This window comes from Algoriphagus halophilus (assembly GCF_041729275.1).
Classification (GTDB): domain Bacteria; phylum Bacteroidota; class Bacteroidia; order Cytophagales; family Cyclobacteriaceae; genus Algoriphagus; species Algoriphagus halophilus_A.
The window spans coordinates 917,340-929,600 of the sequence record NZ_CP146486.1; the positions used below are offsets into that span (position 1 = coordinate 917,340).

The following is a 12,261-nucleotide window of genomic DNA, read 5'->3' on the forward strand; positions in this document are numbered from 1 at the left end:
AACGATTCTGTATTTTTAAACAAGATGGTGGTGGAATCTACACCAATGCAGATGGTCAAACGAACCGGAATAATACAGGAAGAGAAATAGTCGGTAACATCATCCTCAATGGACTTGGAAACATAGATGGGAATGAAGAAAAATTATACTTAGCCAATGGCATTTATTTGGATGACATGGCAGCGGGTCTAAAAGTCTATAAAAACACGATTTCAAATATCAATGGAAATGGGATTTTCCTTCATAACAATAACAATGTGGAAGTCTCTGAAAACCTATTCTATGACATTCCTACTCAAATTCTAGCTTCCCATGATCCCATTGGAACTCCCATCAGAGACATTATTGTGAAAGAAAACCAACTATCCAGAATTTTTGATGGAGAACTCGTGATGGACTTTAATTCAATTGATTATGATGTGGCTCAATTTGGTCAGGTAGATAACAATTATTTTTTAGACCCTTACCATACCAATTTCTTTTTCTACTCTAGAGAACCTTCTGATGGCCAAATAGGCCAAACCAGGAACTTAAAAAATTGGGGAGATGCATTTGGATATGATTTAAATTCAAAGCAACCTCGGTTCAACCTAGACCGCTATGAAATTCTTACTAAAGATCCTATCAAATCTACTTCATTTGACTCCAATATTGATTTTGTAGCGGGAACTTATGGAGGCACGGGTCAATGGATCCCAGATGGAATTGAAGGTGGATCACTTTCTCTTCAACCCAATCCTGGAAGTGATCTTCTCTCATACCTTCAGATTGGACCTGTTGAGGTGGGGGATCAGATATTGATTGAATTTGATTCTAAAAGTGTGGAAGACAATAAAGAGGTCATTTTATTCTTAGAAAAAACATTTGACCAAGATCAGGTGGGTAGCCTTAGGTTTTTTGGTACCACTACAGATCCAGAAAGAATTCAAATTGGTTTTATTGCAGATGTGGCAGCTGCCAACGAAAGTGTCGTCATCAAAATACCCGATCCTTCGGAACCCGTGATTTTTGATAACATAGAAATTTCCAAGGTCACCACAAAGGAATTAGATATCTTAGAATTCATCTATTTCAATTATAATAATTCGAATCAACCAGTCACCTACCCACTTCCAGGGGTGTATAGAAACGCGAAGAATGAATTCTTCTTCCAACAGGTTACCATTCAGCCTTACGAATCAGTGTTATTGGTAAAATTAAACATTGATTTACCAGCCCTTCCTCCATCAAATATTGACATTTCCATTACAGAACCAACTGCAAATCAAGTGTTTTTTAATGGTGAAGATGTTTCCATAAAAACTCAAATTGAGGATCCTGACGGATTGATCAGTAAGGTATATTTATATAAAGGGGATAGTGTGCTTACTAGAATTTATAAAGCACCATTCGAATACAATTGGCAAAGCCCTCCGCCAGGAGAGTATAATTTAAGAGCGGAAGCCTATGATCTAATTGGAAGGACGTCTGAATCCCAAATTGTTCCTATTACCATTTCGGAAGAGACACAACAGAATATCCCTCCTACTGTGGAGATTCTCACGCCTTCTGATAATCAAGCTATTGACTTAGGAACAGATGTATTGATTAGTACATTTCCGCAAGATTCTGATGGGACTGTAGATCGAATAGAGATTTATGAGGGGAATAATCTTTTGGGGACTGCAAACTCATCTCCCTATGAAGTCACCTGGACGCCCTCTAGCATCAATAGTTATACCCTTTTTGCCAAAGTATTTGATACAGAAGGAGCAGAAGGACAATCTGGAAATATTATCGTTAACATTACAGAGCCTTCCAGTGCCAACCTCCCTCCTTTGGTATCCATTGTGGATCCTGTAGATGATGAGTTCAAAATTTTTGGACAGGATATTTTGATCCAAACAGACCCTTTCGATCCTGAAAATGACATACAAAAAGTAGAGTTTTATTCCGGCGCTGATCTAATCGGAACCTCCAACTCTGCTCCTTACAGTTTTAATTGGACGAATGCTGAAGCGAAAGACCATGCTTTAAAATCTATCATTTACGATGTTCAGGGGGCTAATTCAGAATCTGAAATTGTCAATATTCATGTGATCGATACCTCTATGGTGGATTTCCCACCAATAGTGAAGCTGGTACAACCAATAAAAGACACTGTCTTAAACTCAGGGGTATTACTTGAAATTGCTGCAGAGATCCAAGACCCGCAAAATAATCTTGAAAGAGTGGAAATCTATAGTAATGGAAATCTTATTGGGACCATCTTTGCTAATCCATTTGAATTGGACTGGACTGCAGATGTTCAACCAGGCACTTATTTACTTTATGCCATCGCATACGACAAAAACGGGAACAGTAAACAATCCCAGTCAATCATAGTCCACATTGTTCCTCCATTAGAAGGAAATCTACCACCAACAATCTCTATCAGCCAACCATCAATGGGTGAGGATTTTAATTATGCCCAAAAGCTATTAGTCAAAACCAATCCTTACGATCCGGAAAATGACATTAAAAAAGTTGAAATCTATACAGATGGAAATTTAGTGGATGTGATCAGTGAAGCTCCATTTGATTATGCCTGGACCAAAATTCCAATTGGACCTCATGAGGTATATGCCGTGGTAACAGATAATGATGGTCAAACAGGCACTTCGGAAAAAATCCAATTTACTGTTTCCAATTATGGACCTTCCATCTCCATTGTAAACCCGATGGATGGACAGACATTTACCAAAGGCGAAGATGTATTGATACAAACCAAACCAATAGATCCTGAAAATGAAATAGAACATGTAGAATTCTTCTATAATGAACAGATCTTTGCGATTGCCTTTGAAGCTCCCTATGAAACCAACTGGGAAAGCCCTGCTCCAGGCACCTATACTTTAAAAACAAAAGTATTTGATCGATATGGTTTAACTGCTGAATCCAGCAGACCAGTCATCACAGTTCTGGATAACCAACCTCCTAGCATTACGATAGAGGAACCGGTAGACGGACAGAAATTCAGCTTAGGTGAAGACATACTTATCAAAACCAATCCAATTGATCCAGAAGGAGATATTGACCATGTAGAATTCTTCTATAATGAACAGATCTTTGGAATTGCCTTTGAAGCACCTTATGAATTTAATTGGGTGAGTCCACCGGCAGGAACCTATACCTTGAAGGTTAAAGTCTTTGATGGAGAAGGTTTGACTGCAGAGTCCAGCAGACCAGTTATTACCGTTCAGGATAATCAACCACCTACCATAAGTATCGAAGAACCTGTAGACGGCCAAATATTCAGCCTAGGAGAGGATATTTTAATTCGAACCAACCCAATTGATCCGGAAGGAGATATTGATCATGTAGAATTCTTCTATAATGAGCAGATATTTGCCATTGTGACTGAGGCCCCTTATGAATACAATTGGGTTAGTCCACCAGCTGGCACCTATACCTTAAAGACTAAAGTCTTTGATGGTGGAGGTTTAACAGCTGAGTCCAGTAGGCCAACCATTGTCGTAAATCAGCCTCCAGCAGTTAACTTTATTGCTCCAAATGATGGACAAAAGTTCTACTATAACGAAAGTATATTATTTAAGCTTTCGGCTTCAGATCCTGAAAATGGATTGCAAAAAGTAGAACTTTATTCTGATGGCGAATTAATTGCCGTCATTGTTGAACGAGCTCTTGAATTCCACTGGACAGAAGCTACTCCTGGTTCTCATAGAATTGAGGCAGTTGTATATGATCGAGAAGGTTTAACATCGAAATCTGAAATCAATATTGAAGTATTAGAAAATCAACCTCCTTCTATAACGATTGAAGAACCTTTGGATGGACAAAGCTTTAATTTGGGTGAGGATATCTTGATTAAGACCAATCCAATTGATCCAGAAGGAGATATTGACCATGTAGAATTCTTCTATAATGAGCAGATCTTTGCCATTGTCACAGAAGCTCCGTATGAGTTCAATTGGGTAAGTCCTCCTGCCGGTACGTATACCTTGAAGACCAAAGTGTTCGACGGTGGTGGATTGACCGCCGAGTCCACTAGACCTGTAGTCACTGTTTTGGATAATCAACCTCCTACCATCACCATCGAGGAACCCGTAGACGGACAAACCTTTAATTTGGGTGAGGATATTTTGATTAAGACCAATCCGATAGATCCGGAGGGTGATATTGACCATGTAGAGTTCTTCTATAATGAGCAGATCTTTGCCATTGTCACAGAAGCTCCTTATGAGTTCAATTGGGAAAGTCCTCCTGCCGGTACGTATACCTTGAAGACTAAAGTGTTTGATGGTGGAGGATTAACAGCAGAATCTTCGAGACCAGTGGTCAATGTAATAGATAATCAGCCTCCTACCATCACCATCGAGGAACCAGTAAATGGACAAACCTTTAATCTGGGAGAGGACATCATGATTAAGACCAACCCAATAGATCCTGAAGGGGAAATTGACCATGTAGAGTTCTTCTATAATGAGCAGATCTTTGCCATTGTCACAGAAGCTCCGTATGAGTTCAATTGGGAAAGTCCTCCAGCAGGCACCTATACCTTGAAGACCAAAGTGTTTGATGGTGGAGGATTAACAGCAGAATCTTCAAGGCCTACTGTGACAGTCATTAATAATTTGCCACCAAGCATATCTATCATTTCTCCTACAGATGGTCAGGTGTTCAAAGAAGGTGATAATGTATTAATTCAAACTAACCCAGTAGATCCAGAAGGTGATATTGATCATGTTGAATTCTTCTACAATGAACAGATCTTCGCAATCGCCTTCGAACCGCCATACGAGTTCAATTGGATCAGTCCTCCTCCTGGAACCTATACCTTGAAGACAAAAGTGTTTGATGGCGGGGGTTTGACGGCAGAATCCTCAAGACCAGTCATTACTGTTGCTCCGAAAAACAATGGTAACAATGGAAACAATGGTAATGGAGGAAAAAGGTTAAGTAGTGAAGGCACTTCTTCAGAAAATAATCCAACGGATTTGAATCCACTAGAAGTGAAAGAAAGAACAGTAGCACTTCCTAATCCTGCCATTAATGAGGTCAGAATCAGGTATGAGAATAGATTCCTACCTCTGAATGCAACAATCAGGGTGTTTGATATGAATGGAAAAGAAATAAAAGTCAAAATAAGAGATCAAAGTGACTACCAAGTAACTTTGGATATTTCAACCATTGCGCCTGGAAACTATGTGATCGTAATTCATCATAGTAATGGAATAATAGAATCTAAAAAAATCATCAAACTATAGGAAGTTATTATGAAGTTTGTTGAATTGAATAATTAATTCAAAAACCCGGATAGCCTTATCCGGGTTTTTTTAGAAGCAAATCTTTTAACAGCTACCCTAAAATTAATCTGTATTCAAATAAAAATCATCTTTTCATTAAAAGGCACCTTCTTACGATGGTAATTCGATTAGAATTTAAATTAGGGTTTTAAAAGTATGCCTATTTATAGTTATATAAACTAGGAGCAGCATCAAAAAAAATCCAGCCTGCTTCAGACTGGATTTTTGGATAAGAATAAAATTCCTTATTCTTTGAAACGACTCAATTCAATTTCTCCACCCTAGTAGGTGTATCCTTCCCACTGATGATACTTTCACTACTTAGCGCAATCGCCTTGATTACTTCAGTCATATTGGCCATATCCAGGGTTTCTATTTCATCGGAAGCTTTATGGTAATTGGGTTCATCATTCGGAGGCTCTTCCATTTTTGAAGTTGAAATCGTATGGGCAGGCACTCCCAAAGCTGCCAAGGTCGCATTATCGCTTCTATAAAAAAGGTTTTGCTGTGGATATGGATCTGGCTCAAACCGAAACTTGGATCCCTCCAGGTTTTTTTGCAAAATCTCACCCATGCTACTTTTCTCAAAACCTGTGATATAGGCACTATTTGGACCCCATTTACTATCCGTACCGATCATTTCAATATTGAACATGGCCACCACTTGATCCGGATCTAGTTGCCTGGAAAAATAAGTGCTCCCAAAGCCACCTGATTCTTCGGCAGTAAAAGCCACAAAAATCAAGGTTCGCTCATTATTCTGCAGTTCTTTAAAGTATTTTGCCAACATGATCACAGCGGTAGTTCCCGCTGCATTGTCGTTGGCACCATTGAAAATACTGTCTTGGCCCTCTCCCATGGATCGAATTCCTAGGTGATCATAATGTCCACCAAAAACCACATATTCGTCTTTTAGGGACTTTCCTGGAATCATTGCTACCACATTCTTCAACTCTTCTTTTTCCACTTGATTGGTAACCTTCAACTGAATAGAGGAAGGGTCCAAATTCTTTGTCAAGACAAAAATCTGGGAGTATTCTGTAGGGAATTTTGGTCTGCTTGCACTCCTGGCCACTCTAGCAAAGTTTTCCTCATGGGCCGGGTCTATTAAAACCAGCAAATTCTTTTCTTCCCTCAATAGAGGAAAAACGCTTTGGTTGAATACATCATTTTCCTCCACACTGATGAGTTCATACCCTTCAAAAGAATCTAAGTTCAACTCCTCTTGGGTAGTATTGACCACCACATTTTGAGTATTCAACGCTTGTTGGTCCAACATCCCCTCTATTTCAGCCGGGACCGTTTTCAGTAATTGGAAATTCTGGAAATAGGAATTATTACCTTCCAGATAAGGCAGATCACTTTTTTCAAATTCAGAAGCGATAAAATCAGCTGCTTTCTCCAGCCCAGGAGTAAAATTCTCCTGCCCTCCATATCGTCCGCAGAAAGTGTGCGTTCAATCCGCTCCACTTCATCCATGGAGATGATGTCCTCAATAGTTGGATTACAGGCATATAGCATCAGGCCAGATACCGAAAAAGATAAAATAGTTTTCTTCATGCGTGGTGGGTTTATACTTTTTAGTAATAAATACTCATCTAGTTACTAAGATGGAGTGAAATTTAAGCTTTAGGTAAACATAGTTTAAATTCTTGTATTTGGAGAAAAAGGAATTGAGTAACCTTAAAAATGGATGCCTTGATTAAACCAAGCCCTTTGCTTTTCTCCCTCACAGGAATAACTGAAAAAAAAAAAAGACCTTCGAGGGTGTTACTTCCTCAAAGGTCTGATTTCGATACGTTAAGCACTTAAGGGTTTATTGCAACTTTCTAACCAATAATTTTTAAGTTAACTAATATTTATTTAGTAACCAACCCTTAGAATTGAACTAGTTCCCTAAAAATGGCTTTGAAATCAAATTTCCTTAAGAGGTTAGAAGCTTAACAAGAATTTAATTAGTGGTTCAAATCCAATAAACTTCTAGCTCTTGCCAAATCTTCTGCAGTATCAATGGCAATTGGTTGATGGTTAGTCTTCACCATCCTGATTTTGATTCCATTTTCCAACATCCTCAATTGCTCCAGCATTTCAATACTTTCCAGCTTACCTTTCCCCATCTTGGTAAAATCTAATAAAATTTCTCGACGGTAGGCATAGATCCCGATGTGCTTCCAATAATCTAAATCCTTTAATTTATCTCGGTTGTATGGAATGGGAGAGCGCGAAAAATATAAAGCATCCCATTTGTCATCAGTTACCACTTTTACAAAATTTGGATTATGGGCTTCGTCTTCTGAAATATGAGTCATTAAGGTAGCTACCTGAATGGAAGAATCTTCAAATACATCAACTAAATCGGAAAGAGATTTAGAATCTTGAAATGGTTCATCTCCTTGCACATTGACCACAATTTCAGCTTCAATTTTTTCCAAAGCTTCAGCTATTCTATCAGACCCGCTGTCATGGTTGGTTTTACTGAAAAACACATGCCCATTAAGCTCCTCTATTTGCTTTTGGATGATTTCATGATCTGTGACCACCCAAACCTCATCAAAAATTTGAGTGGCTAAAGTACTCAAATAAGTTCTTTGAATGACTGACTTGCCTCCCAAGTCTTGTATTAGTTTGGCAGGTAACCTGGTAGAAGCATACCTAGCTGGTATAAGCGCTACTATTTTCAATGAATTATTTTTTTAAACTCTAAACTTAGACAGCAATTTGTTTAACCAATCTGATTGCGGTTTTTTTCCTCTTGATCATAATAAGACCCAGAATATTCATTTTTCTTCATATACGAATAATTATACCCATACCCGTAATTATAGCCACCAAAATCATAGACGTCTACCCCAGCTTTCAAACCATTAAAAACTGCATAAATATTATCAACCTGATCATTAGCATAAAGATCATTAATCATTAATAGGTACCTTTTATGGGTATAATCCTGTCTAACGATGTATAAATTCACATCAGAAAAGCGCATCAAATCCATGGTTTCAGACACCAAACCAATAGGTGGAGTATCCATCACCACTACATCAAATTCCCCATCGAAGGAATTCAATAAATCTGTCATCTTATCTTTCAACAACAATTCTGCAGGATTAGGGGGAACGGGGCCTGAAGGAACCACATATAGATCTTCAAATACAGTTTTTACGATTATCTCCTCTTTTCTTGCCTTATCTACTAAATAATTGGAAAGTCCTGTCTGATTATGAACCCCTAAATACTCTGAAATCTTGGGTCTTCTTAAATCAAGTCCTAATAGCAAGGTCTTTTTACCACTTAAAGCTATTGCGGAAGCGAGATTGATACTGACGAAGGTTTTACCTTCTCCTGAAACCGAAGATGTCACCAATATCTTTTTACACTTCTTTTCACTGGCAATATAAAACAAGGCAGATCGTAAGGAGCGAAATGACTCTGATACCATGGATTTTGGATGATCTTGAATCAATAAATTCGTATCCTTGGTACTGTATCCTATCGTACCCAGCAGCGGAATCCTTAATACATTTTTCAATTGTACCTGATCTACAATCTTATTGTTCAGATAATGGTATCCTAATAATAAGGCCAATGGGATAAAAAGTCCCAAGTCCCAAGCCAAAAGCCAAACCGTAATTTTGTGGCTTTTTAGGGAAAATCAAATTACCCCTTCTTGCATAATCCAATACGGAGTTATCTGAAATATTGGAAGCCCGGGCTATTCCTGCTTCTGCTCTTTTTTCAAGTAGGTAATTGTATAAATTTTCTCTCAGCTTAAACTCTCGGTTTAATCCCATAAATTGAGACTCTGCCTGCGGAAGTTTTGAAAATTCTACATCTTCGTCTTCTAACATGGCCAATGCCTGCTCCTTCCTTTTTATAGTATTGGCCACCAGATTATCAATATTTTCAAAAATATTTTCCCGGAGTTTGGTAATCTGCTCATCCAATTCAGTTACTGATGGGTGGTTCTCATTTACCAAAGCCAAAAGTTTTCTCCTATCCAAGGAAACACTGATCAGAGAACTCACCAAACCATTCAAAACCCCGTCATCAATACCAACCAAGGAAGGAGCCAAAATATCTGAATAATCCTTTCCTTTTTCTATTAAGTATTGCTGTAGCGATTGATAGTATTGTAATTGAAAATCAATGTTTTGAACCTGATCTTCTAAGCTTTGCATATTCCCCAAAACTCCCCCAAACTCAGAGTTCACATCCATTAATTTATTCTCCACTTTAAAGTTGAGAATCTTTCTCTCCACTGCCTTAAGAGAATCCTCCACAATGAACAATTGCTCATCCAAAAACTTGAGGGTATTCTCGGTCATTAAATTCTTCTCCTTCAGGTTATAATCAATATAGGAGTCCATCAGGGCATTGACATAATCTCGTCCCTTTTCTACCACTTTTGTTACCATGGTTACCTGAAGTACAGTACCATATGAATTGATAGGCCGGACGGAAATTGCTCTCGCATAATCGTCAATCACATTCACAGAATTATGCACCACAAATGACAATTTATCTCCTGCCTCTAACCTTTTCTTTTTATGGATTTTAAAATGGCTTTTATCTGATACAATATCTTCTTCGAACCTAAAGGTCCTATTCAAAATAGCCTCATCCATAGGGCCGGCAGCTTTGGCATTTAAAAAATCAAAAAAACCAGACTCTTCTCTAGTCAATACAAATTCCTCATCGGAAATCATGGTAAAGGTAATTTCTCCCAATTCCATTTGGGGAAAGGACGGATCAACTTCTACATAAATAGGTGACTGATCATATAATTCTACTTCCTTGATATTTGTGGATGCATAGTAGGTAACATTCAGGTGTAATTTACTTATTGCATCGGCCGCTAAATTCTTAGAGGTGAGCATCAAAATATCATTCTCCAAATTATAGGCCCCGGAAAAAATATTGGATCTATCCAAAATCCTCATTTCAGGACTGGAATTTTGTTTGATCAGGATACTACCCTGTACTTCATACTCTTCCACAGAATACCTGTGAAACAAAAATGCAATGATCAACCCTAAAAAAATACTGGTCACATAAAGAGGCCAATACCTGGAATATTTGATCAGGTAATATTTAATATCAATGGGCTTGACCTCCTCTTGAAACTTGGATATGTCTACTTTTCCGTCAATCATAAATTACTTGTCAACAAGGCGACGATCAATATAATAGATGAAGTTACCGAAATAATCAAACCTAATGAAGCTGTTAAATTATCAGCATTCCCGAATTGTCTGATGTTCATTGGCTCCAAATACAATATATCATTTGGCTGAATAAAGTAATAAGGCGAAGCTAACAATTGCCTGTCATTTAGATTTATTTGATGGATTTTCGTACCTCCGTCATATTGCCGAATGATGAACAATTTATTCTTTTTGGCCAAAATATTTGATTCTCCCGCCACAGCCAAGGCATCAAAAATAGTAGCCCTGTTTTTCAGGATCACCTGGGCCCCTGATCTACTAAACTCTCCCAAGGCAGTAAAACGAATCCCTCCTATCCTCAATTTAACAAATACTTCTTCTTTAAAATATTTATTAATTGCTTCCTGGACTCGATTCTGAGCCTCTTCTTCAGTCAGACCTGCCACTTTAATTTTTCCAAGTTGTGGGATACCTACAAATCCTTCCTGGTCAATAGAATAGCCTGTGAAATAAAATATATCGTTTACTCCACCGCCGCCGCCGCCAGCACGCATGTTTCTTGACCCTTGAAACTCGAAAGCTTTGGTTAATTCTTCATCTGAAGAAGCAAAGTCAATATCGACCACATCAAAGGGTTGAAGCACATACTTGTATTCCACAGTGGCATAAGGAATAAATTCATCCAAACCAATCTCTGGGTTACCTGGTAAATTCTGTAAGTAAGTAATCCGTTTATTACTAATACAAGAACTTATTAGAATACAAATAAGCAGGACAGCTAAACTATTTTTCATTTAGTTAATTTAGTATTTTCACTCAGCGTTTTTATCTATCTGATTCAATATCGGAATTCATTTTTTCATAGACTCCTCTCATGGATAGGCTACTTAAATCCCCCTGTTGAATCAAGCCCGTAACATATTTAAGTAACTCTTCCAATACCCGAATATTTTCTTCAGGACAAAAACCGAAATTATGAGGATGCCACCATAGATGATAAGATTGGTGTAAATCACATGCTCTTTTCAGTTCAGATTTTATTCGTTCAATTCTTCGTCTATTAAATATAGAGCCTGTCTTATAGGGGCGCAACAATCGGCTTGCTGGAATCTGAATCAAGGGTGACTGAATACATTTATCTAGGTCAAAATATACTGGTTTTCCCATTGGAATCAGTGTATCTCCTGTTCTAAAAATTTTTTTCAGCAAATTTTCATGGTTCGTTTCCTTCCAAAACCAATCAGAAGGATTAATTCTTGCGGTTTTAAAATCACATGCTGCTGCAATTTCCAATACTCCATCGTTGTATTGGTTTCTTGGAAAAACCAAGCTCTCCAAATCTACCCCAAACTTATCCTTCGCGATTTTTTTGGATGCCATTAAATCGGAACGGAAGGCTTCCAGACTCCCCCCTCTTCACCGGTATAATAATGGGAAAAGGTATGAGAAGCCAACTCCTGTCCTGGGCATTGAATAATTTCATTGACAATTCCAGAAGCAAACAAGCCCTCAAAATCAATTGAATATTTTTGTTTCCCCCATAAATAGGCAGAATATTTTTCCTGAAGAAAATTAGGTTTGATGAGAGGAGCGTAAGTTTCCCACTCTTCCCAACTTTCTGCCATCAACATACCAACCGTAGCCCAGGTCGCATTAATTTGATATCTCTCAAAAAGAGATAAAATCTTAGGTATAGATCGTAAGGTATTTTGATAATAGAGTTGGTATTCTTCAATAGGGTACTTGTCAAACCTACCCCAATGAAGTTCAAAATCTAAAGAAATAATTAAGTTGGAATCAGACAATTTAAC

At 38.0% G+C, this 12,261-nt stretch carries 9 protein-coding genes; 1 reads left to right on the plus strand and 8 read right to left on the minus strand.

Annotated features, from left to right (window positions below; genetic code table 11):
- Positions 1 to 176: 176 nt before the first annotated feature.
- Positions 177 to 5,246 (plus strand): Ig-like domain-containing protein, encoded by a 5,070-nt coding sequence (locus tag V8V91_RS04935; protein WP_373399061.1) that lies wholly within the window; start codon positions 177 to 179, stop codon positions 5,244 to 5,246.
- Positions 5,247 to 5,547: 301 nt separating this feature from the next.
- On the opposite strand, the gene V8V91_RS04940 is transcribed toward V8V91_RS04935, so the two are convergent.
- The 8 genes from V8V91_RS04940 to V8V91_RS04975 form a co-directional block, all read right to left on the minus strand.
- Positions 5,548 to 6,564 (minus strand): M28 family metallopeptidase, encoded by a 1,017-nt coding sequence (locus V8V91_RS04940; RefSeq protein ID WP_373399062.1) that lies wholly within the window; start codon positions 6,562 to 6,564, stop codon positions 5,548 to 5,550.
- Between the two features lie 26 nt (positions 6,565 to 6,590).
- Positions 6,591 to 6,845, minus strand: a complete 255-nt coding sequence (locus V8V91_RS04945) for a hypothetical protein (RefSeq protein WP_373399063.1) — start codon at positions 6,843 to 6,845, stop codon at positions 6,591 to 6,593.
- A 395-nt stretch (positions 6,846 to 7,240) separates the two neighbouring features.
- Complete coding sequence (kdsB, locus tag V8V91_RS04950; protein ID WP_373399064.1) at positions 7,241 to 7,966, minus strand: 3-deoxy-manno-octulosonate cytidylyltransferase; 726 nt, start codon at positions 7,964 to 7,966, stop codon at positions 7,241 to 7,243.
- 41 nt (positions 7,967 to 8,007) lie between these two features.
- A complete protein-coding gene (locus tag V8V91_RS04955; protein WP_373399065.1) occupies positions 8,008 to 8,889 on the minus strand; it encodes a polysaccharide biosynthesis tyrosine autokinase in 882 nt (293 codons plus the stop codon).
- Positions 8,834 to 10,438 (minus strand): GumC family protein, encoded by a 1,605-nt coding sequence (locus tag V8V91_RS04960; protein ID WP_373399066.1) that lies wholly within the window; start codon positions 10,436 to 10,438, stop codon positions 8,834 to 8,836. The genes V8V91_RS04955 and V8V91_RS04960 overlap by 56 nt, the downstream gene beginning before the upstream one ends.
- Entirely contained in the window at positions 10,435 to 11,244 is an 810-nt protein-coding gene (locus tag V8V91_RS04965) for a polysaccharide biosynthesis/export family protein (protein WP_373399068.1), read from the minus strand. Before V8V91_RS04965 ends, V8V91_RS04960 begins: the two co-directional genes overlap by 4 nt.
- 31 nt (positions 11,245 to 11,275) lie before the next feature.
- The gene (locus V8V91_RS04970; RefSeq protein WP_373399070.1) at positions 11,276 to 11,830 is read right to left on the minus strand and encodes a hypothetical protein; all 555 of its coding nucleotides are present in this window, start codon (positions 11,828 to 11,830) and stop codon (positions 11,276 to 11,278) included.
- Positions 11,830 to 12,255: a hypothetical protein gene (locus V8V91_RS04975; protein WP_373399072.1), complete on the minus strand. Its 426-nt coding sequence runs from the start codon at positions 12,253 to 12,255 to the stop codon at positions 11,830 to 11,832. Before V8V91_RS04975 ends, V8V91_RS04970 begins: the two co-directional genes overlap by 1 nt.
- Positions 12,256 to 12,261: the final 6 nt, after the last annotated feature.